Below are 22,680 nucleotides of genomic sequence, written 5' to 3'. Positions count from 1 at the left end.
GACGCCCGGTTTAATACTTCACATAGCGTTTCTTCACGGCGAAATGAATAAGCGTGAGCAAGACGGTAAAAATAAATAAAACGAACGACACCGCGGAGGCATAGCCATAATCGAACTGAATAAATCCGGCTTTATATATCTGCGTCATGATCATTTCCGTCGCGTCGGACGGCCCGCCGCCGGTAGAGGCATAGACCTCGGCGAAGACGCGGAAGCCGCGGATAAACGACAGCATGATGATGACGGAAATCGCCGGGATCAGGCCGGGCAGCGTGACATAGCGCAAACGCTGCCAGCGGCTGGCGCCGTCCACGTTCGCGGCGTCATACAGTTCGCGGTTAATCCCTGCCAGACCGGCGATGAAAATCACCATGTTATAAGGCACCGCTTTCCAGATTTGCAGCAGCATCACGGTCATCAGCGCCTGATTGGGATCGGTCAAAAAGCCCTGCGGCGCAATATCAAACCAGGAAAGAATATGGTTCATCACCCCGTTATCGGTGGGATTGAACAGAATTTTCCACATTTCCGCCACAATGGCGGCGCTGGTGATGGCCGGCAGAAAGATCGCCGTACGGATGAAACGCAAATGTCTGGCCGGCCCTTCCAGCGCAATAGCCAGAAAAAACGCGATAAACGCCGATGCCAGCGATGTGACCACCACATTGATCAAGGTATTTATCGTGGCATGATGTAAATCGCCGTCGGAAAATAAACGCGAGAAATTGTCCAGCCCTACCCAGTCATTCGGCTGACCGAAATTAACCTGATAAAAGCTCATGATCATTCCCTGAATCATGGGAATAAATTTAAACCAGGTGAAAACAATTAATGCCGGCGCCAGAAATAGCCAAGGCGTTAATAATCGTTTCGCTCTTGGGTTAATAATACGCATAGTAACCGCCCTGAGTTAACACAACGCAATATGCCGTGACGGCAATCCCACCGCAGGCAGGTCCGGGGCGAAGTATCCCCACGGAAAACGCCTCCCCGAACTTGCCGTCATCCCGCCACGGTTATTCCGTCATTTCAGCCTTGCCGAAGAACTAATTGACCAACACCTTCTGTTTACGCAATTCGAGATTCACTTTCGCGTCGAGCTTTTTCAGTTCGGCCGGAATATCGGATGAGCAGTCGGAGAGGATTTTATTGAACCCGTCGGCGGTCACCTGACGAATTGGCGTCCAGTTGGGAACGGCGGGAACATAATGTCCGTTATTGGCGTATTGCTCGGCAAAGACCTGCCAGCGTTCATCGTTATACACCGCGTTGGCATCCACCTTTTTGTTAACCGGCAAACGGACAATCGGTTCATTCGGCGTACCGACGGCGGTGCCGATCTTTTGCCCCTGCTCTGAAATCATGAAGTCAATGAACTTCGCGGCCTGCGCTTTCTGCTTACCGCTTTTCACCAGATAGATGGCTTCGCCTTCCGCCATGCTGTCTTGCCCTACCGGGCCGCGCGGCGGCTTCACCACTTCAAACTTATCCGGACCGGGTTCATCGGAGAATACCGGCATGCTGTAGGGGCCGGAAAGCACCATACCGACCTGACCGGAACGAAACGCATTGGAAATATCGGACGTCACCGCGTTGATGGCGCCGGGTTGGACGAATTTCGCGCATACCAGGCCGCGCATAAAGTCCAGCGCATCCGCCACGCCCTTTTCGCTCACCGTGGATTTGAATCCTTCATCGACCGGGCGAACAAACTCCCCACCCGCCTGCCAGACAAAGGAGGCCAGAATCCAACTGGTGTAGCCCCGGGTTGAAGAACCGGGCAGACCAAAACCGTAGGTATCATTTTTCTGGTTGCCGTCCGGATCTTTCAGCGTAAAGGCTTCGGCCAGCGCTTTCAGATCCTCCCAGGTTTTTGGCTGCGGCAGCCCCAGCTTTTCCCGCCAGTCTTTGCGGATATACAGTGCGGAAGCCTGCACCGAGGTCGGAATACCGTAGTATTTCCCATCGCGATATTTCAGGCTGTTCAGCGCCGTCGGCTGTAAATCCTTACCGTTATCCAGCGATGCGGGGTCGATTTCATCGACGATGCCCAGTTGGATCAACTGCCCCATATAAGCCGCGTCGTTAATGATTAAATCAGGCAGCGTATTGCCCACCGCCGCCCGAGCCAGACGTTGTTCGAAGTCGGTACTGGCGCTGAAGTAGCTGATTTTAATACCGGTGTTCTTTTCAAACGCCGCCGCTTCCTGCTCATAAATCACACGCGCATTGTTGTTGGCGCGGATCCATACGTTAAGCGTATCCGCCGCCTGAACGGCCAGCGTACTGCCGGCCAATAGAGTGGTAATGATGGCCCTGGTTAATATTTTCATTTTTGTTGTTCCTCGTTTCCTGTCTGGCCCTGGTGTTGGCAAAAAGTCCACTTGCAGCAAAAACCGTGTAGAAACTGTAATTCAACTCTTGATTACTAAACATGTGTTTTTATAGTAAACAAAATGCGATATCAGTAAATCGTCCGGCATTCGATTTGTGATAGAGATCGTGATGTATACGCCAAATAATTCGAGTTGCAGGGTAAAACATGGTCGTTTTCAACAACGCAAAGCGTTGGCCTCTGATGGCCAACGCGCAGGCAACCTGGATCATTTGTCTGATCATTCCCCGGCCAGACACAGGGCGAGGGTTTTAATCTCATAAGGCGTGAACGTCAGCACGATCGGCCCCGCCGCAGCCTGCGTTTTCCGCTCTACGGTTTCCATCAGATCGCATTCGGCCCACCAGCTCAGCGGGAGTCCGGTATCCAGCGTCACGGTCTGTCGCCCGCCGGCAAACTCATGCAGGCGGACAATGATCCAGTTTTCCTGTTCGGCCTTTTTAATGGCGTCCAGTTGAATAAACGGATGATCGACGGTGACGATGCCCCGTTCGGATCCCAGCCAGACTCCCGGCATCACGCTCAGCGGCTCATTGAGATAAAACGCCTGCTGAACGACGGCGGCGTCGCGCCAGTCCCCCGCATGCGGCAGCAGCGAATAGGTAAAGACGTGTTCCCCGCGATCGGCATGGGCATCCGGGCTGACGGCGGATTTAATCAGCGTCAGTTGCATAACGTTGTCTTTAATGGCATGACCGTATTTGCAATTGTTAAGTAAACTCACGCCATAACCATATTCCGAGAGATCGGCCCATTGGTGCGCCACGCTTTCAAAACGGGCGTAATCCCAACTGGTGTTCCAGGTGGTCGGGCGCTTAACATTGCCGAACTGCACATCATAGGTGGCTTCCGTGGCGCGAACGGCGACGGGGAATGCCACTTTCAGCAGTTGGTTATAGTCCTGCCAGTCGACGCGGGTATGGAAATCGATACGCCGCAGCCGGCTGTAGAGCCGGAGCTGCTGCGTAATCCGGCTGTGCTGATAACGCCAGACAAACTCAATCACACAGCGCAGTTCGCCCTGTTCCACCACCCTGACCGACTCAAGCTGCGTTAGCGGCTGCCGCTTCTGGTAGTAAAAGATCTCAATATCCCAGGCATCGTACTTAAGCGGTTTATCTTCATAGACGGTCAGCACATTGCCGCAGTCCACCAGCACGTCACGCTGATGCTGGCGGTCATAAATGCGCGTCAGGTGGCCGTGCTCATTCCAGCTAATGAGATAAAACGGCGTTTCCAGTTGATTGGCGCCGAGCGAAAAAGGAGAGGTATCGGCCGGTAACGCCGACGTACTGTCGTGGAACAGCGTAACGCCGGTCAGCGGCGGCACGTCTTGCAGCGCAACCAGCCAACCGTCGGCGATACGCTGCGCGGTTACGGGCTCGCCGCCGGCGCTGCGCCAACCGCCCACGCCGTCGCCGGGAATAAACGCCATATCGCTGCGCGCCCAGGACGCGCTATTCATCACGCTGACCGCATCGTGACGATGCTGCACCAGATGGCGGCGGCTTTCCGTCAGAATGTCTTCGGCAATCTGTTGCGCCTGCCGATATTCACGCTCCGCATCGCGATAGACTTCCGCAATGGACGAACCGGGAATGATATCGTGGAACTGATTTCGCAACAGAATCTTCCAGCCCTCGGTCAGCGCCTGCTGCGGATACAGCGCCCAGTCCCCCTGTCGCAGGGCCGCTAGCAGTTGCAACCACTCGATGCGGCGATACAGCAGTTCCGCCCGGCGGTTTGCCTTTTTCACCTGCGCCTGGCTGGTGTAAGTGCCGCGGTGGCTTTCAAAGTAGAGTTCGCCGTCCCAGGTGTGTTGATAGCCATCGCTGGCTTGCAGCCGCGCCTCCAGACGTTCAAAGAAGTCATCAACGCGTCCCATGCGAATTTGCGGCAACGCGGGCATTTTTTCAAAACGGCGCAACAATTCGAGCATCTCTTCCGTCGGGCCGCCGCCGCCATCGCCAAAACCATAGGCCAGCAGCAGTTCCTGATTCAGCGGCTTATCCTTGTAGTTATCCCACAGCCCCTGAACCGACATGGCGTCGACCATCCCGTTATAGGTATAGCGCGGGTGTCCTTCCTCCGGCGTGGTAATGAAATGCGCCAGCACTTCGCTGCCGTCGATGCCGCGCCAGGTAAAGGTGTCGTGCGGCATCTGGTTAAATTCATTCCAACTGATTTTGGTGGTCATAAAATAGCGGATGCCGCTTTTTTGCAGAATCTGCGGTAACGCCCAGGCGTAACCGAAAACGTCCGGCAACCACAGGCAGCGGGGTTTTACCCCGAACTCATCCTGCATAAAGCGACTGCCCAGCAGTATCTGCCGGACGAAAGATTCGCCGGAAGGCAGGTTGCAGTCGGCCTCGATCCACATGGCGCCGTCCACTTCCCAGCGCCCTTCTTGAACCCGCTGTTTTATCTGCCGGTAGATAGCCGGGTAATCCTGTTTGATGTAGTCATACAACTGCGGCTGGGACTGGAAAAACGTGTATTCGGGATAGCGCTCCATCAACCGCAATACGGTGGAAAAAGAGCGGGCGCACTTCTCGCGCGTATGTTTGAGCTGCCATAGAAACGCCACATCGATATGGGTATGCCCCACGCAGTGTACCGTTACCGGGTGCGCCTTATCCGCCAGCGGATACTCGCGTTCCAGTTGGTCAGCCGCGGCGGCGATGGATTGGTAAAAGCTCTCGCTGCCGGGATCCCGCCAGTCAATCAGACCATAGGCGCGGTCTGTCTGCGTCAGTAAACGTACGCGGTAGGGATCGTTTTGCGGCAGAATCGTCAGCGTTTGCAGAATCGCCTTCGTGGTGTAGCAGAGGTTGTTTGTCGGGCCGTCAAGCAGCGCAAACGACACGCTGTCAAACGCATTGCCGACATGAAAAGCCTGGAAATGTTTGCGCACCTTCCCTTCCAGAATCCCCGACCAGATGCGGAAACAGAACTCGACGCGCTTTCCTGCATACTCCGCCGGGATCGTCACCTGCGCGTGGTTTTGATCGATGCCGTGAAACGGTTGACCGTCGATAAACATCAGCGCTTCAAAATCCTGCCGCTGCGACCCCAGGCTGAAATTAAATCGGCCAACGATGGTGTGCTTACGCCATTGCGCCGGGAAGAGGTAACTCAGCTTCAGCCAAACATAGATATCCCGCTCCTGCCAGCGAACCCCTTGCGTACAAGGCCGCCAATCCGCCGATGCCGGCGGCGGCGATGCGCCATTCAACCCTTCACGGTCAAAGCAGAGCTCGGCCTGTTGCACCTGATGCGCCTCGCGCAGCCGGTATTGGGCCACTTCGTCTAAACGCTGACTGAGCTTTTCCTCGGTAAAAAACATCGTTTTCTCACTCTGACGGCGGGAAGAATGGCGCCGGGCGACAAGGGTTCCGCACGGCTATCATCCCTCTCCTGGTTCGCTGACAACGGCCTGGGTTTATGTACTGCGACCGGAATAATCGCTATGTAATAGCACTCGTCATATGTTTAGTAAACAAATCCATATTTATTCGTACAGGTTGCGTGACAACCTTCACATTCCTGATTTGTTTTTTCTTTCCGCTTCAACCGAATTATTTTATTTCCATGAAATACCTAGAGAAAAACAAACATTGCCTGATAGAAAAAACGAACAAATAAAATTGAGTTTAGTAAACAAAAAGAAGTAAACTTCCGCAACGTCCGATGCCGAAAATGGACATAGCATGACTTCCCAGGCAGCTTCCCGCCTGCGCGGGAATGACCAGTGGGCGGGGATGACCGTAGCGTTTTTAGCAGGAGCGATAAATATGTTAAGTCTGGGTATTGATATCGGTGGGTCAAAAATCGAGGCTGTCGTGCTTAATCCCCAGGGAGAAGTGGCGTACAAGCAGCGTTACCCCACGGAAAAACAAAGCTATACGGCCTTTTTCGGCGAGCTATGCCACGTCATCGACGACGTCCGCCAGGCGCTGTCATCCCCATTCAGCATTGGCATCTGCCTGCCGGGAACGGTGGAAGCCAGCAACGGCAAAATCAAAAACTCCAATATTCTGGTGATTAACCAACAGCCGTTGCCCGCCATGCTGGAAGCCCACTGCCGACAACCGGTCGCGATCAGCAATGATGCGAACTGCTTCACGCTTTCAGAAGCCATTGACGGCGCCGGGCAAGGCTACGACAGCGTATTCGGCGTGATCCTCGGCACCGGTTGCGGCGGCGGCATCGCCATCCGTCAACAGGTTCTGGATGGGCGCAATCGCTGCGCCGGAGAGTGGGGGCATAACAGCCTGCCGCGCTATACGCCGGAACGGGACGGCCCGTCCGTAGCCTGCTACTGCGGCCAAACCAACTGTATCGAATCCTTTATTTCCGGCACCGGGTTAGCGGAACGCTATAACCTGCGCTATCATCGGAAATTGACCTCGAAAGCGATCATGGATGCCGTCGAAGCGGGCGACGTTGAAGCCTGCGAGCATTTCACCCTGTTTCAGGATCAGTTGGCGCGTTCGCTGGCCGGCGCGATCAACCTGATCGATCCCGACGTGATCGTCATCGGCGGCGGATTGTCGAACCGTAAGGCGCTGTATCAGGGCCTGGAGGCGCAGATCGCCCGCTATATCTTCAGCAATACCTTCACGACCCCGATTGTTCAGGCGCGACATGGCGATAGCAGCGGCGTGCGCGGCGCCGCCTGGCTGGGCAAAAAACTGTTATCGACATCCTGCGGGAAACCGCTTTGTGATAGCATTTCCAGACATCGTTGAACCGCGAACAGGAACCAGGGTAACGCATGACCAAGCGTATAAGGATAAGAGATATTGCCGTTGAAGCCGGCGTTTCAGCGGGCGCCGTTTCCCGCGCGCTTAAAGGACAGCCGGGTCTGAAGGACGAAACGCGCCAGCGTATTCTCGGCATCGCCCAGCAGCAGGGATACGACTTTACCCGGTTGCGTAACGATAAAATCCGCCGGGTTCTGTTTTTACTGCACCGCCAGCACAACATTTCCAGCGCGCTGTCGTTCTATTCTCCTTTACTGCTCGGCGTGGAAAACGCCTGCCGCGAAGCTGGCGTCGCCCTGAGCTTTCTGGCGATCGGCCCTACCGATGCCGTAGAAGAGCAGGTTCGGCTGCACGATCCCGATGCCCTACTGTGCGCGGGTTTTTTCGAGCCTGAGCTGCTCGCCGTGTTGCAAAACACGCAACGGCCGCTGGCGCTGGTTGATCTGTGGTCGCCGCATCTTCCCTGCATTAACCCGGATAACTTCCAGGGCGGCTATCTGGCGACCCGGCACCTGATCCGCCAGGGAAGAACGCGCATTGCGTTTCTCGCCAGCAGCCTTGCCCATTACAGTATTCGCCTGCGGGAAAAAGGTTATCGTCAGGCGCTGTATGAGGCCAAGCTACTCACGCCGCCGGAGTATGAAGCCATTGCCCCGCCCATTCTCGATACGGCCGCGTCGCTCACCAATGCCGTGGAAGAATTGCTGGGGTTGCCGCAGCCTCCCGACGCCATTTTTGCCTACAATGATTCCGCGGCGCTGATCGCCATGCGCGTCTGTCAGGAACATGGCTTGAACGTACCGCAGGATATCGCCATCGTGGGGTTCGATGATATCGAGGGCGCGGCGGTGTCCAACCCGCCGCTGACGACGATCGCCGTTGATAAAGCGGCCCTGGGACGGCAGGCATTGCAGCTATTGCTGGCGCCGCAAGGGGAAAACGAGCAACAGCAGCTTGCCGTCAAGCTGGTGAAAAGAAAAAGCGCCGGTGAAGGCGAAACCAAAAAGCCAATAGCAAATCCGGAACCGATAAACCCGTAACCTAACGCAGCAGGAGCCATCATGAATGCTCATCGCGTTTCTTCTCTGAACAGCCATGACGGCCTGCTGCGCGCGCAGGTCAGCAGCGCGGGCGGCATATTAACCTCACTGACTTATCAGCCCGCCCCCGGTTGCTCTCATGCTATTTTTCACCGGGCGCACTGGCTGGACGACCCCATCGCCTGCGCGGGTCAGCCGCCGCTGATGCGCCGGCTGGCGGGAGAGTGGGTCGGCGTGCCTTTCGGCCACAGCGAAAAAGAGGCCGAGGGCTATTTTAGTCAGGCGCCGCACGGTTTACCGGTGAACGGCCAGTGGGAGATGGACGATAGCCACGCCAACCATATCCGGCTAACGTTCAACTACCCTGACGACTACCCTCTTGCCCGGCTGCAACGCACCATCACGCTGGCCGATAACGGCGAGGTCGACTTTAGCCTGACCATCGCAGCCCGGCGCTCATGCCGTTTCCCGGTGGGGCTGCATCCTATCTTTCCCGTGGGCGGCGAGGCGGGCGAAGTGCGGCTCAGCGCCGAAAATCTGCAACAGGGCATTGTCTATCCCACCGCTACCGAGCCGAATATCAGCCAGCTACAACCGCTGGCGCGCTTTACCGATCTGGCCGCCGTGCCGGCATTGAACGGCGCGACGGCGAACCTGAGCCGGCTTCCCCTGCCCTTCCCAACCGAAGAAATCGTTCAACTGCTTAGTCCGGTATCAGGCATTAAGCTGCACTATCCGGCGCGTCAGATAACCGTGTCTTTGCATTGGGATACGCAATGGCTGCCGCACTGCCTGCTATGGTTCAGCAACGGCGGACGGGCTATGCCGCCGTGGGACGGTAAAAACCATTGCCTGGGGGTTGAACCCGTCTGCTCCGCCTGGGATCTCGGCCCCGGCAGTCGCGCGGATAATCCTATCAGCGACCTCGGCTACGAAACCAGCCTGGCGCTCACGCCAGACCAGCCGATAACCATTGGCTACCGGATCCGCTGCCAGACGGCGTGAAGCAAAGAGAATAGGCGCCATATTTGCTGCTGTCGGCCAGTAACACCCCGACGGCTGGCATTCAGGCCGAGATCCTGTTTCACGCCGGCTTTTTCTTCCGTTGGCGTGGTAATGCCTTGCTTATGGCGGCAATCATGGCGACCGAAGACAACCCCCACAGCCCTTCAGCCCCAAACCATCGCTCGACGCCAAAACCTCGCGCTTATGATTTGATTAAATAAATTCAAAAGGGAGGGAGTACAGACACTACGTTCACAACGAAATTGCCATGTTGGCACTCATCTGTTTCCGCCTTGTCTTATCCGCTAGACGGCAAATATCACATTCCCCAGGGCAATTTGCGAAGCCATACCCATAAACAGTACCAGCAATAGGCTATCTATCGACGCATCCAGACGCTCTCGCCATAATGGGATTTCACTGTTATAATCCCAAATTGGGACTAAGAGTTCACATGAAAATTATCGCTATCGGCAGATTACGCAAGTTCTGGGAATTGCATCCGGATGCGGAGCAGCCGCTTAAAGCCTGGGTTGATGAAGTCAGAAATGCCCATTGGCTTACGCCAAATGAGTTAAAAGCGCAGTTTCGCCACGCCAGCATCCTGAAAAGCCGCCGGGTGGTTTTTAATATCAAGGGCAACGAGTATCGTCTTATCGCGTCTGTCGCCTATCGTTTCGGCGCCATGTACATCAAATTTATCGGTACGCATCGGCAGTATGACGCCATTGACGCCAATACCATTGAAGGGGAATAACATGATGACGATTTATCCTATCCGCAATGACAGCGACTATCAGACCGCGCTTGGACAAGTCTCTCCTTTATTCGATAATCCACCAGAACCCGGCACGCCAGAAGGCGATTTTTTTGATGTGATGGTCACACTTATTGAAGCCTATGAGGCCAAACACTTTCCTGTGGATCTCCCCGACCCCATTGAAGCGATTAAATTCCGTATGGAACAATCGGGATTGACGCCCAAAGATCTTCAGCCGGCTATCGGTCGCTTAAATCGCGTTTATGAAATACTCAACGGCAAGCGAAATCTGACGCTGCCGATGATCTGGAATTTACATACGATGTTCAATATTCCTGCCGAAAGTCTGATAAAACCGGGCCGGGTTACGCCGTCAGCTTAAACAACGACGCCCGGAGTCCAACGTCCCCAACGAACCCGCTCAACGTTGCCGCACAAACTCCCGGTATTTCGCCACCAGATCGAGAAAGTCCTCCAGGCCGCACAGCGACAGGCTTTCTTCATCATAGTAGCTCATGCCCTCTTCCATTTCATCGACGACGAATTCCAACTGATTGGCCTGAATCAGCACTTCTTCGGCATCCAGCAATAGCGTGTATTCGTGGCCGACTTTTTGCCACTGTCTTTCGCTTCCCGCCACCGAACGCGCCGCCGCCTCCACCTCGTCCAACAGCGTCAGTTGCCCTTTGACCTCTTCATTAAACCAGTGACCGACCGCCTCATGTCCCATCGACATTCGTACCATTACCTGCCCGGTAACGTCCCGCAAGAATTCATAGTCCATGATGCCGCCCTCTGTGATAGTGCTTGTTTTTCAGTGTAACCATCCTCCTGCCATACCACAGTGATATACCCGTCATACTTCAAGCATGACGGACAGAGAAGAAAAAAGATCTGCCGGTCTGATACAGGTCGCTCGTTTCTAATGCCGAAAGAAATGCAGGCGCAGCGCAGCCGGACAACCAGCAATCCTGTCAATATCAGAAACCTGTCGAACGATAGCAGGTTATCCGGCGCCGGGAAAGATTGCGCCGGATTACGCTTATTGATGCAGCGCTTTGCCGCCGGCGGCCAGCACCGCCTCGTGCATCGCTTCGCTGAGCGTCGGATGGGCGAAAATCACCTGGCTGAGCGATTCTTCCGTCGCTTCAAGGTGATGAGCGATGGCGAATCCCTGGATCTGCTCCGTCACCTCCGGCCCCACCATATGCGCGCCGAGCAGTTCGCCGCTCTCCTTGTCAAAAATCGTTTTCACAAAGCCCACGGCCTCGCCCATCGCCAGCGCTTTGCCGTTGGCCCGATAGTCGAAACGACCGACCGCAATCGCCCGCCCGCTGGCCCGCGCCGCCGCCTCGCTCAGGCCGAAACTGGCCACCTGCGGACGGGAGTAGGTACAGGCCGGGATGGCGCGTTTGTCCAGCGGCGCGACATCAGCCACGCCCGCCAGTTTCTCCACGCAGATCACCGCCTCGTGACTGGCCTTGTGCGCCAGGCAGGGCGCCCCCGCGACATCGCCGATGGCATAAAGACCGAAGACGTTGGTTCGGCACCACTCGTCGGTTTTGATGTAACCGCCGTCGATCTCGACGCCCAATGCTTCCAGCCCCAGATCCTCATAGTTGGCCCGCACACCGACCGCCAGCAGCACCTGGCTGACATCCACCGTTTGCTGGTCGCCGTTCGCCAGCCGAATACGGCATCTGGCGCGCTCGTCGTCCGTTTCCACCTCGGTCACGCCGGCGTTGGTCAGAATGGCGATGCCGCGTTGGCTAAACTGGCGGGCGACCAGCGCGGAAACATCGGCATCCTCCAGCGGCATGATGCGTTCGGCGATCTCCACCAGCGTCACCGCGCAGCCCAGATCGTTATACAGGCTGGCGAACTCGATGCCGATGGCGCCGGTGCCGACAATCAGCAGCGACGACGGCACCGTTTCCGGGATCAGCGCGTTCATATAGTTCCAGATACGCTTGCCGTCCGGCGTGATGCCGGGCAGCCCGCGCGGCCGCGCGCCGGTGGCCAGAATAATATGATTGGCCCGATAAGCGCGCGCTGCGCCGTCGGCGTCGACGCTCACCTCCCCTTTGCCGGTCAGCGTCGCCGTGCCGGTAATGACAGTCACGCCGTTTTTTTTCAACAGCGAGGCAATGCCGGCCGTCAGCCCGGCGGAGACGCTGCGGCTACGGGCCACCAGTTTGGCGATATCGAAATGGACCGCCTCCGCGCTGAATCCGAACTCATCCATATGCGCCAGTTGATGAGCCAATTCAGCGCCGCGCAGCAGCGCCTTGGTGGGAATACAGCCCCAGTTGAGGCATACGCCGCCCAAATGCCGCTTCTCCACCAGCGCGGTATTCAGCCCCAGCTGCGCCGCGCGGATAGCGGCGACATAGCCGCCCGGTCCGCCGCCAATAACCAAAACATCATAGTTATCTTTCATTTCCGCTCCTATACCAGCAGCGTGGCGGGGTTTTCCACCAGATGCTTGAGTTGGCTAAGAAACTCGGCTCCGCTGGCGCCGTCGACCACCCGATGGTCGCAGGACAGGGTCACGCTCATCAATGTGCGCACCACCATCTGATCCTGTTCCGCCACCACGCGGCGCTCCCCGGCGCCGATCGCCAGAATCGCCACCTGCGGCGGATTGATAATGGCGTCGAACTGGCGCACGCCGTGCATCCCGAGATTGGAAATACTGAACGTGCCGCCCTGGAACTCTTCCGGCTTCAGGGTGCCCGCTCTGGCTTTGGTCGCCAGCGTTAACATCTCCCCGGCGATCTCGGCCAGCGTCTTGCGGTTCGCCGCCCGCACAATCGGGGTGATCAGACCGTCGGGCAGCGCGACCGCGATCGAAATATCCGCATCGTGATAATGCTGGATCGTCTGGCGATCCTGATCGAACAACGCGTTGACGCCGGGAACCTTAACCAGCGCCAGGCCGCAGGCTTTGATCAGCATATCGGTGACCGAAAGTTTGACCGACGGCACCGCCGCATTGATCTCTTTACGCAGCGCCAGCAGACGATCCAGCGCCAAATCCACTTGCAGACGGAAATGCGGCGCATCGCGTTTGGACGCCTGCAAACGCGTGGCGATCGCCCGGCGCATACCGCTCATGGCCGTCACTTCGTAACCCGGCGTCACTGCTTCTGCCGCCGTGGCTTCCTCTCCCGCCAGCGGGATAGCCAAACGCGCCGCCGCCTGTTCGACGTCCGCCTGACACACCCGTCCCCGACTCCCCGTCGTCCGGCAGTCGTGCAGATTAATCCCCAGTTTGGCGGCCAGACGGCGGGCGACCGGCGTCGCCGCGACCTGACCGTCATCCTGACGCGACGCCGGTTGATGCGTCGTCCGCGCCTGGCGCTCTGGCGTTTTAACCTTGCCGCCATGCTGCACGATGGCCGCATCGATATCGGCGATCGAGATGCGTCCGCCGCGCCCGCTGCCCGCAATCTTGCTCAGATCGACGGCAAGCGAGGTCGCCAGACGCCGCGCGCGCGGCGTGGCGAAACTCTCCTGGCCGCCGTCGCCAAGCAGCGCCGCCGGCACCTGATAAGCGGTGGAAGCTTCAGCCGGCGCAGCGCTCTTTTTGGCGGCGGCGGATGGCGGCGATGCGACGGGCGGCGTAACAACCGGCGACGCTGGCGGCGGATCTGCCGCGACGGCCTGCGGCGGCGGCGAATTATCGGCGGCGGCAGCGCCTTGCAGTCCGGCGACGAAGCGATCCAGCTCGTCATCGCCGACGTCAGCGTCGGCCGCCAGCGCCAACGGCGTGCTGACCGGCACCGTCTCGCCCGGCTGTACCAGAATGCGTCGCAGCACGCCGGCGAAAGGCGCTTCCAGCACGTTGGTGATCTTGCTGGACTCAATCTCGCAAACCTCCTGCCCGGCGGTAAAACTTTCCCCCTCTTTAATCAGCCAGACATTAAGCGTTCCCTCTTCCATCGACAGTCCCCACTTAGGTACTTCGATTACCCGAATGGCGCTCATAGTCAGTCCTCCATCACTTTACGAACCGCGGTCTTGATGCGATCGACGCTGGGTATCCAGGCCTGTTCCAGCACGTTTGAGAAGGGAACCGGCGTATGGGGCGGCGTGACCATCACAATCGGCGCTTTCAACCGATAGAACGCCTGCGAGGCAATCAGCGCGGCGACGTCGTGGGCGAAACCAAAGCGGGCCGCCGACTCGTCAACGATAACCACGCGGCCGGTGGCGGCTACGGACTCCAGGATCCCCTCTTCGTCCAACGGCGAGACGGTGCGCGGATCGACGACTTCCACCGAGATCCCCTCTTTAGCCAGCTGATCCGCCGCCTGATTGGCTTTATGCACCATCGCGGACAGCGCGATAATGGTGACATCGGTGCCTTCGCGGGTGTAATTGGCGACGCCGAACGGAATGGCATAAGCCTGTTCCGGCACCTCGCCTTTGATGTCGTATAAAATTTTGTGTTCGCAGAACATCACCGGATCGTCGTCGCGAATGGACTGGATCAGCAAGCCCTTGGCGTCATGGGGCGAGGAAGGCACCACCACTTTCAGACCGGGCGTCGAGGCAAAAATGTTATAGGGGGATTGCGAATGTTGCGCGGCGGCCGAAAAACCCGCGCCGATCATCCCGCGCACCACCAGCGGCGCCTTGGCCTTGCCGCCGAACATGTAACGGAACTTCGCCGCCTGGTTGTACAGCATGTCGTGACTGACGCCGAAGAAATCCATAAACATCAGTTCCGCCACCGGCCTTAAGCCGGTCAGCGCCGCCCCCGCCGCCATACCGATAATGGCGGATTCGGTAATCGGCGTATCAATCACCCGCGATGAACCAAACTGCGTCCACAGCCCTTTGGTGACGCCCAATACCCCGCCCATCGCTTCGCCGCGAGAGCCGACTTCCACCGTCCCCGCCTGACCGCCGCACACATCTTCACCAATCAGCACCACGCGTTCATCCCGCTCCATTTCCTGCGCCAGCGCTTCTTTTATCGCTTCACGATACGTTTTGATTGCCATGGTCGAGCCCTCAGTAAGAGACATAAACGTCGGTAAGAACCTGATCCACCGTCGGGAACGGCGCGGCCCGGGCTTTCAGGACTGCGTCATCCACCAGCGCCTGAACCTCGCTGTCGATAGCGGCCAGTTCAGCGGCGGAAATCTGCTTTTTCACTTGCTTACTGAAGATTTGCAGGGGATCTTTTTCTTTGCGCAGGCGGTCGACTTCGCCTTCCTGGCGGTAAAGCATCGGGTCGCCCTCGAAATGCCCGTGCCAGCGGGGCGCAAACGCTTCGATAACGCTCGGCCCCCCGCCGCTGCGCGCGCGCCGCACCGCCTCTTCGGTGGCAGCGTAAACGGCTAAAAAGTCGGTGCCGTCCACCTTCACCGCCGGCAGACCGAAACCGCCGGCGCGACCGGCGATATCCCGGCCGGCTACCGCATAGTCATGACCGGTGCCTTCGCCAAAACCGTTGTTTTCAAATACGAAAATGGCGGGTAATTGTAATACCACCGCCATATTGATCGCTTCGAACACCAGTCCCTGGTTGGAGCCGCCATCGCCGGTAAAAGAGACGGCCACATCCGTCGTACCCAGCGTTTTCGCCGTCAGCGCCGCCCCGATAACCAGCGGCGGCGCGCCGCCGACAATCGCATTGGCGCCGAGCATGCCTTTGCTCAAATCGGCGATATGCATCGAACCGCCTTTCCCCCGGCACAGCCCGGTTTCCCGGCCGAATATTTCCGCCATCATGCCGTGAATATCACAACCTTTGGCAATGCAATGCCCGTGTCCGCGATGGGTGGAGCCGATATAATCCCGATCGCTCAGGTTCTGACAAACGCCGACGGCAATTGCTTCTTCACCGCTATACAGATGGATAAACCCCGGAATATCCCCGGTGGTGTTCTCCTGATGCAGCCGCTCCTCAAAAACGCGGATCTCGCGCATTTTGCGATAGGCCTGCAATAACGCCTGTTTGCTTAACGACATGATTTAGCCCTCATTTGCTTGGTTTTACCGTTGTTAACGGTGACCCCTATCACGGGATCCACCCTCGCCAGAGACTAAGATAGAAAGATAAAACGGCGGGGATAACTACCCGAACGGGTAGTCAAGGCGGCTAAATTGGGGGGGGTAAAAAGCGCAGCCATTACGCCGGCGAATCACAACCTGGACAACAGGACCACATGAGGATCGCGCCCCATGAATGAGAACCTTTTGTACCCGACGCTCACGTCAGCCATCGATTATCGTCAGAAGTCATTTACGCTCAGCCACGGACTGCCGCTGATAGCGACAAAACTGTCTCCGCCGCGCACTTCCGGCGCCGTTTTACGCCGCGATCGCCTGTTATCTCATCTGGATAGGATTCATCAACTCAGCCTGGCGCTGGTGTGCGCCGGCGCCGGATTCGGGAAAACCACCCTGCTGAGCCAATGGCAGCAGGACATGATCGCCCAGGGGTACTGCGTGGCCTGGCTGAGTCTGGACGAACAGGACAATGCCCTGCATGATTTCCGCCGCTATCTGTTGGCCGCCCTGCACCCTTATTGCGGCGCGCTGTTCAGCCAGCTTGAACCCATTGCGCCGGGCGCCTCGCTGTGTACCGAAGACGGGTTTATCCGCAATCTGATCAACAGCCTGAGCCAGCGCCAGACCCCGCTGTATCTGGTGATCGACGACTTTCATCTGATACGTAATCCGGTGATTTTGCAGGATATCAACGAACTGGTGAACTACGCGCCGGCCTGCCTGCACCTGCTGCTGGGAAGCCGCAGCCTGCCGACGTTGCCGCTGATGCGCATGCTGGCGGGCAACCAGATGGTGATGATCGATATCAACGATCTGCGCTTCAATCCGGCGGAAATTCTGGCGTACTTCGCCGAGACCGCCCATCAGAATCTCGATCAGGCCGATATCCAGCGGCTGTTGGCGATCACCGAAGGCTGGATCATCGGCATCCAGGTAGCCGCGCTCTCCGCGACCGGCAGCGGCGACACCCTGTTTCAGACCCTCGAAGGCCCGGCCGGCGCCAAACAGATGGCGCGCTATCTACAGGAAGTGGTGCTGAATCCCTTGCCGCCGGAAATCCAGCAGTTTTTATTACAGACCTCGATTCTCAATCGCTTCACGCCGGAGTTATGCAACGCCGTCACCCTGCGCAGCGACGGTAAACAGATGCTGCATTTTATCGAACAGCATAACCTGTTCATTTCGCCGCTGGACCAGCAGGGGGGCTGGTTTCGCTACCACTCGCTGTTTGCCGAGGCGCAATATGAGCGCCTGGCCAACGGGCCGGTAAAAATCGCCGAACTGCATGAGCGCGCCAGCAACTGGCTGGCGGCCAACGGCTACTGGGCGGAGGCCATTCGCCATGCGCTGGCGGCGGGCAAGCTGGACAACAGCGCCGCCTACGCCGCGCCGAGCGCGCAATCGTTGGCCGAAGAAGGCGATCTCGATACGCTGGTGCGCTGGCTGCAACAGTTGCCGTTAACCGAGGGCGCCCGCGAAGAACGCATTGAGCTACAGTTGAACCTGGCATGGGCGCTGGCCCACTACTTTCGTTTTGATGAAGCAAAAGCGCTGCTGAACCGGCTACAGTCCGGCTTCGCGCTTCATCAGTTAAGCGAACGGTTGCGCATTAAATGGCAGGTGATCAGCGCCATCGCCGCCTCGTTCGCCGAAGATATTGTGACCAGCGAAGCCTTGGCCAGACCGCTGCTCAAGCGGGTTCCCTGCGGCGACAGCTGGGTGGATGGTCTGGTGTGCAATATCCTCAGCTACGACTATCTGGTGCAGGACCGCTATCAGGACGTCGCCGCGGTGCAGCAACATATGCCCTCGCCTTGCGCGCCGCAGGATAATTTGTTCGTCAGCGTCTATCGGGCGTTCATTCTGGGGCTCCATCATGTGCGTCAGGCGGATTTACGCACCGGCGAAGTATATTACCGGCAGGCATTAAAGCAGGCCGAGCGTCTGACCGGCGTCGACTCCTGCGGCAGCGCGACGTTACAGGCCCTGCTGGCGGAAATTCATTATGAAGAGGACAACGTCCTGCTGCTGGATTCGCAGGTCGCTCCGCATTTAGCCAAAATCGATATTTTCGCGCCGCCGGACGCCTTGCTAAGCGCCTATCGGGCGCTGGTCCGGCGCGCCTTGCCGCACGACCCGGCACAGGCCAAAGTGCTGCTGGAACACGCGCAACAGGTGGTGATCGGCCGGGGCTGGCCGCGGCTGCAAGGCATGCTGCTGGCGGAACAGATCCGGGTCGCCGTGCTGCAAAACCAGCGATGCCAGGCGCGGGAGTTGATGGGGCAATTAACCGCGCTCAGAGAAAAATACCGCCGGACCTTGCCGCACGCCAACTACCTGCAAACCAGCCATCTCACCGCGCAGGCTCTGATACTGATGGATGAAGGCCAGCCCGGTAAGGCGGCGAGTCTGCTGTGGCCGCTGGTGCGGCAACTGGAGGAACGCCGCTGCATACTGGAAGCGCTAAGGCTACGCGCGCTGTGTGCGGTAGCCTGGTGGCGGGAAGGCGAGCGGCAGCAAGCCGCAGACGCGCTGTCGCCGGTGATAAAACTGGCCAGAAGTCAAAATCTGAAGCGCAGCCTGCTGGATGCCGGCGCTGAAATCCACCCGCTGCTTCAACACATGCAGAGCCGGGCGGACGCCGACGAGCGCGGCTATATCGCTAATCTGTTACGCGCCGCGCCGCAAATTGACGTCGGCCCGATTGCCGATTGGCGCCCCTTGCCTCCGCTGACCGAACGCGAAAATCAGACGCTGCTGCTGGTCGCCCAAGGCCGCTCGAACAAAGAGATCGCCCGCAGCATGGATATCTCGGTTGATACGGTCAAATGGCACTTAAAGAATCTCTACGGCAAGCTTGACGTCACCAGCCGTACCCAGGCGATGGGGCGGGCCAAAATGCTAAGCGAAGCCGATTGCTCCGAATAAAAAATCGCCAGGAGCGATTTTAAACGTCGCCCCGCGACGGCCCGAAGGGTGGCGGGCAGGGATTGCCCGTCATAAAAAATCGCCAGGAGCGATTTTAAACGTCGCCCCGCGACGGCCCGGAGGGTGGCGGGCAGGGATAGCCCGTCATAAAAAATCGCCAGGAGCGATTTTAAACGTCGCCTGCGACGGCCCTCAACCATCACATCAGGAGAATACACGACAAATACTTTCTAAAAAGAAATCAATTTGCTAAATTAAAGCCAATAAATCGCAAATATGATTTCCACCCGGAACTTAACAGAAGAAAACCTCGCCATCATGACCATACCAGACTCTTCCCGTTCGCCGGGAGCGTTAGAAAACGCCTTATCCAGACTGCAATGCGTCCTCGTCGCTCGTCGTTCCCGTTACACGCCGGAAACCGTAACCTGGGGACAGTACGATATCCTTGAGCTATTGCGCCTGCACGGCGCGGCGACGCCGACGCAGTTAAGCGAGCGGCTGGGTATTGCCCGAAGCGGCGTCTCCAAAGCCTTACGGGTGCTGAAAGATCTGGATCTGGTGACTCAGGCGTCCGCCGACGGCGATCGCCGCGAACAAGTTACGCTCCTGACCGAACACGGGCTGGACTTTCTGGCGCGCGCCGCGATTGGCCGTCAGGATGCGGCGCAACGGGTGATGGCGGCCCTGACGCCGGGCGAGCAGGCCATCTTCAGCGAATTATGCGACAAAGCCAGCGTAGCGCTGGAGAGTCCCGATCTGCATGAGACAAATCGCTCATGAGTCATGAAAAAACAGATTACCGGGATATTGAGATCATCGGCGCCCGTAACAATAATCTGCGTGATGTGAGCCTGAGCATCCCGAAACACCGCATCACCGTCTTCACCGGCGTATCCGGCTCCGGCAAGTCATCCCTGGTTTTTGACACCATCGCCGCCGAATCACAGCGGCAGCTTAACGAAAGCCATAGCGCCTTCGTCCGCCATCGGCTGCCGCACTACGGTCAGCCGCAGGCCGACGCCCTGCGCAACCTGCCCGCCTCCATCGTTGTCGACCAAAAGCCGTTAGGCGGCAACGCACGCTCTACCGTCGGCACCGTCACCGATATCCAACCGCTGTTGAGGCTGCTATTTTCACGGGCCGGGCAGCCGTTCGTCGGCTATGCCAACGTCTTTTCCTTTAATCATCCGCAGGGCATGTGTCCAACGTGCGAAGGATTGGGCGTCGTCAATCATCTCGATCTTGAGCGCTTGTTCGATCGCAGCAAGTCGCTGAATCAGGGGGCAATCCGCTTTTCCACCTTTGCCCCCGGGACGTTCCGCTGGAAACGTTACGCCTGTTCCGGCCTGTTCGATTGCGACAAACCATTGAAGGATTACAGCGAAGCGGAATGGCAAATGTTGCTGTCCGCCGACGATCTGCCGGTGTCCCATCCTTTGCCGGGCTGGCCCGCCAGCGCGCGCTTTCAGGGCGTGCTGCCGCGCTTTCGCCGCGCCTATCTGGATCACGAACCCAGCCGACTGACGCAGGCGGAACGCCAAGGTCTGGCTCGCGTGCTCGTCCGCCAGACCTGCCCGGACTGCAATGGCGCGCGACTCAACCCAAGCATCCTGTCTTGTCGGATAGCGGGTCAATCCATTGCCGATTGCGCCGCCATGGAAGTATCCGATCTGTTGCCATTCATCCGCAGCATCAAGGCCGCGCCCGTCGCCACCGTGATCGCCGCCATCGCTGAGCGGCTGGAACAAATGGTCGCCATCGGGCTGGACTACCTGAGTCTGGATCGGGAAACCGCCAGCCTGTCCGGGGGAGAATCGCAGCGGGTAAAAATGGTGCGCCATCTGGGCAGCAGCCTGACCGATATCGCTTATATTTTCGATGAGCCCAGCGCGGGGCTGCATCCCCGCGACGTGCATCAGTTGAATACGTTGCTGCGCCGGCTGCGTGATAAAGGCAATACCGTGCTGGTGGTGGAACATGATCCGGACGTCATCGCCATTGCCGATCGGGTGGTGGATATGGGCCCGAAAGCCGGCGCGGAGGGAGGAAATATCGTCTATCAGGGAACGTATTCCGGTCTGCGTCGCGCTGATACGCTGACCGGCCGCTGTTTGTCCCGCCCGGCAAAGATCAAAACCAACGTTCGTCGCCCTACCGGCCAACTGTCATTGCACGATGTCTCGCTGTATAGCCTGAATCACCTTAGCGTCTCTGTGCCGACCGGGGTTTTCACCGTCGTGACCGGGGTCGCTGGCTCCGGCAAAAGTACGCTGGTCAATCGCCTGCTGCCCCGTTATTACCCGCATGCCGTCCTTATCGATCAACGCGCGCTGGGCGGGACGCGGCGTGCCTCCATCATCAGTTATCTTGGCGCGCTAGACCCGGTCAGAGCGCTGTTCGCCCGCACCAGCGGGAAACCGGCCGCTCTTTTCAGCCACAATGCGCAGGGCGCTTGCCCGTTATGCAAAGGGCTGGGCCAGGTGCAAACCGATCTGGCGTTTATGGACGATGTGGAAACGCCCTGTGAAGCCTGCGCAGGGACAGGATTCAATGAGGCGGCCCGAGCGGTGAATTGGCGCGGTTACAACATTGCCGGGGTATTGTCCTTACCGGTTATCGAAGCCGTGCATTATTTTTCCGGACAGGAAGATATCGTCGCGCCTTTACAACGCTTGGTACGCGTCGGGCTGGGATATATCCAACTCGGGCAACGGCTCACTACGCTTTCCGGCGGAGAACGCCAGCGTCTGAAGCTGGCCGCCCAACTGAAAGAAAACGGCAATCTGTATATCTTTGACGAACCGACCGCCGGGCTGCATATAGCGGATATTGAACGCCTGCTGAAGGTGTTCGATGATCTGACCCGAAAAGGGCATACCGTTATCGCCGTGGAACACAATCTGGCGGTAATCGCCCACGCCGACTGGCTGATCGAAATGGGACCCGGCGCAGGCAGACAAGGGGGAAAAATCATTTTCTCGGGAACGCCTGCGGACATGCTGGCCTCGCCCACATCGATTACCGCGCCGTTTCTGGGAAAATACGTTCGTCAACAGAGATAACGTCAAAATCAAGCGCACTATCAAGTCCTGCGGATGGCGAGCCGTCAGTTTTCGTTAGCGGAGAGCGCCAACTGCGCCATCTCCTCGTCGGAAAGCCGGGTAATTTGCTGAACCTGCTCGCGCGCCATGCCGGTCAGCAGTAACTGGCGCGCAATCTGCCGTGCGCTGGTTTTCATACCTTGCTCTATGCCTTGTTCTATGCCTTGCTCTCTTCCCTGTATTACTCCGGCCTGCAACCCCTCTTCAAATCCAATTTGTTTCAATTGCTGCGCAATCGTCATTATCTCCTCCCGATCCATTGACAACGGCTCCGCCACTATTTCGATAAAATCGGCTGGTCTGGATGTATTGCCGGTTTGCGCGATGTAGTACAGCAACGCCTTTTTCTGCCTCAGCGGCACCTGCCAGCGTTCAAATAATAACCCGATGTCTCGCGCCAGTTCCAGCATATCCCGCGTACGGATATGCTTTTGCACCAACTCCAGCAGCGCCGCCCGCCGGTGGGTTTTAATCTCCTCATCAGAAGTCACGGTCAGATCAATCAGCGGAAAAGCCTTGCTGTATATTCGGGTCGCCAAAAGCGGATCATCAAAGGCATCCAGCCAGCGCAGGCTGTACGGATACGGACTGCGTTCTCCCTGATAGAACAGCAGCGGCACCACCAGCGGCAACTGATCATGGCCCTGTTCAAGAT

Annotated in this window: 17 protein-coding genes and 1 pseudogene; 8 read left to right on the top strand and 10 right to left on the bottom strand. The window is 57.9% G+C overall.

All coding sequences use genetic code 11. The features are described 5' to 3' along the window. Positions 1-10 precede the first annotated feature (10 nt). From ABRZ26_RS12200 to ABRZ26_RS12190, 3 genes are all read right to left on the bottom strand, one after another. Positions 11-895, bottom strand: a complete 885-nt coding sequence (locus tag ABRZ26_RS12200; protein ID WP_319604406.1) for a carbohydrate ABC transporter permease — start codon at positions 893-895, stop codon at positions 11-13. Positions 896-1,046: 151 nt separating this feature from the next. After that, positions 1,047-2,333 (bottom strand): ABC transporter substrate-binding protein, encoded by a 1,287-nt coding sequence (locus ABRZ26_RS12195; RefSeq protein WP_319604404.1) that lies wholly within the window; start codon positions 2,331-2,333, stop codon positions 1,047-1,049. Positions 2,334-2,615: 282 nt separating this feature from the next. Beyond that, positions 2,616-5,741: an alpha-mannosidase gene (locus ABRZ26_RS12190; RefSeq protein ID WP_319604403.1), complete on the bottom strand. Its 3,126-nt coding sequence runs from the start codon at positions 5,739-5,741 to the stop codon at positions 2,616-2,618. 448 nt (positions 5,742-6,189) lie between these two features. Between ABRZ26_RS12190 and ABRZ26_RS12185 the strand changes: the two genes are divergently transcribed. Genes ABRZ26_RS12185 through ABRZ26_RS12175 form a run of 3 tightly spaced genes read left to right on the top strand, consistent with a single transcriptional unit; the run spans position 6,190 to position 9,206 of the window. Next, the gene (locus ABRZ26_RS12185) at positions 6,190-7,146 is read left to right on the top strand and encodes an ROK family protein (RefSeq protein ID WP_319604571.1); all 957 of its coding nucleotides are present in this window, start codon (positions 6,190-6,192) and stop codon (positions 7,144-7,146) included. Positions 7,147-7,172: 26 nt separating this feature from the next. Next, positions 7,173-8,201, top strand: coding sequence for a LacI family DNA-binding transcriptional regulator (locus tag ABRZ26_RS12180; RefSeq protein ID WP_319604402.1), 1,029 nt, complete (start codon positions 7,173-7,175; stop codon positions 8,199-8,201). Positions 8,202-8,222: 21 nt separating this feature from the next. Then, positions 8,223-9,206, top strand: coding sequence for an aldose epimerase family protein (locus tag ABRZ26_RS12175; RefSeq protein WP_319604401.1), 984 nt, complete (start codon positions 8,223-8,225; stop codon positions 9,204-9,206). Here ABRZ26_RS12175 and ABRZ26_RS12170 read toward each other — a convergent pair. Beyond that, positions 9,199-9,325 (bottom strand): annotated as a pseudogene (locus ABRZ26_RS12170) (DeoR/GlpR transcriptional regulator); the annotation flags it as partial. The gene ABRZ26_RS12175 and the pseudogene ABRZ26_RS12170 overlap by 8 nt on opposite strands. Before the next feature lie 335 nt (positions 9,326-9,660). Here ABRZ26_RS12170 and ABRZ26_RS12165 point away from each other — a divergent pair. Both ABRZ26_RS12165 and ABRZ26_RS12160 read left to right on the top strand, forming a co-directional pair. Next, positions 9,661-9,963, top strand: coding sequence for a type II toxin-antitoxin system HigB family toxin (locus ABRZ26_RS12165; RefSeq protein ID WP_319604400.1), 303 nt, complete (start codon positions 9,661-9,663; stop codon positions 9,961-9,963). A 4-nt stretch (positions 9,964-9,967) separates the two neighbouring features. After that, entirely contained in the window at positions 9,968-10,348 is a 381-nt protein-coding gene (locus ABRZ26_RS12160) for a helix-turn-helix domain-containing protein (RefSeq protein WP_319604570.1), read from the top strand. Positions 10,349-10,387: 39 nt separating this feature from the next. On the opposite strand, the gene yacL is transcribed toward ABRZ26_RS12160, so the two are convergent. The 5 genes from yacL to ABRZ26_RS12135 form a co-directional block, all read right to left on the bottom strand. Further along, positions 10,388-10,750 (bottom strand): protein YacL, encoded by a 363-nt coding sequence (gene yacL, locus ABRZ26_RS12155; protein WP_319604399.1) that lies wholly within the window; start codon positions 10,748-10,750, stop codon positions 10,388-10,390. A 258-nt stretch (positions 10,751-11,008) separates the two neighbouring features. Further along, on the bottom strand, positions 11,009-12,406 hold the full coding sequence (gene lpdA / locus ABRZ26_RS12150; protein WP_319604398.1) for a dihydrolipoyl dehydrogenase: 1,398 nt from the start codon (positions 12,404-12,406) through the stop codon (positions 11,009-11,011). 8 nt (positions 12,407-12,414) lie between these two features. Beyond that, positions 12,415-13,956, bottom strand: coding sequence for a dihydrolipoamide acetyltransferase family protein (locus ABRZ26_RS12145; RefSeq protein WP_319604397.1), 1,542 nt, complete (start codon positions 13,954-13,956; stop codon positions 12,415-12,417). Positions 13,957-13,958: 2 nt separating this feature from the next. Further along, complete coding sequence (locus ABRZ26_RS12140) at positions 13,959-14,978, bottom strand: alpha-ketoacid dehydrogenase subunit beta (RefSeq protein WP_319604396.1); 1,020 nt, start codon at positions 14,976-14,978, stop codon at positions 13,959-13,961. A gap of 10 nt (positions 14,979-14,988) precedes the next feature. Further along, a complete protein-coding gene (locus tag ABRZ26_RS12135) occupies positions 14,989-15,951 on the bottom strand; it encodes a thiamine pyrophosphate-dependent dehydrogenase E1 component subunit alpha (protein ID WP_319604395.1) in 963 nt (320 codons plus the stop codon). 213 nt (positions 15,952-16,164) lie between these two features. Between ABRZ26_RS12135 and ABRZ26_RS12130 the strand changes: the two genes are divergently transcribed. The 3 genes from ABRZ26_RS12130 (at position 16,165) to ABRZ26_RS12120 (ending at position 21,986) form a co-directional block, all read left to right on the top strand. Then, positions 16,165-18,921, top strand: a complete 2,757-nt coding sequence (locus ABRZ26_RS12130) for a winged helix-turn-helix domain-containing protein (RefSeq protein WP_319604394.1) — start codon at positions 16,165-16,167, stop codon at positions 18,919-18,921. Positions 18,922-19,239: 318 nt separating this feature from the next. Then, complete coding sequence (locus ABRZ26_RS12125; protein WP_319604393.1) at positions 19,240-19,704, top strand: MarR family winged helix-turn-helix transcriptional regulator; 465 nt, start codon at positions 19,240-19,242, stop codon at positions 19,702-19,704. Then, positions 19,701-21,986 (top strand): ATP-binding cassette domain-containing protein, encoded by a 2,286-nt coding sequence (locus tag ABRZ26_RS12120; protein WP_319604392.1) that lies wholly within the window; start codon positions 19,701-19,703, stop codon positions 21,984-21,986. Before ABRZ26_RS12125 ends, ABRZ26_RS12120 begins: the two co-directional genes overlap by 4 nt. 44 nt (positions 21,987-22,030) lie before the next feature. Here ABRZ26_RS12120 and ABRZ26_RS12115 read toward each other — a convergent pair. Continuing rightward, the coding region (locus ABRZ26_RS12115) for an Rpn family recombination-promoting nuclease/putative transposase (protein ID WP_319604391.1) at positions 22,031-22,680 on the bottom strand (650 nt) is incomplete at its 5' end.

This window comes from Brenneria sp. L4-2C (assembly GCF_040240335.1).
Classification (GTDB): Bacteria; Pseudomonadota; Gammaproteobacteria; order Enterobacterales; family Enterobacteriaceae; genus Brenneria.
This window is presented reverse-complemented; position numbering and strand designations above follow the sequence as displayed.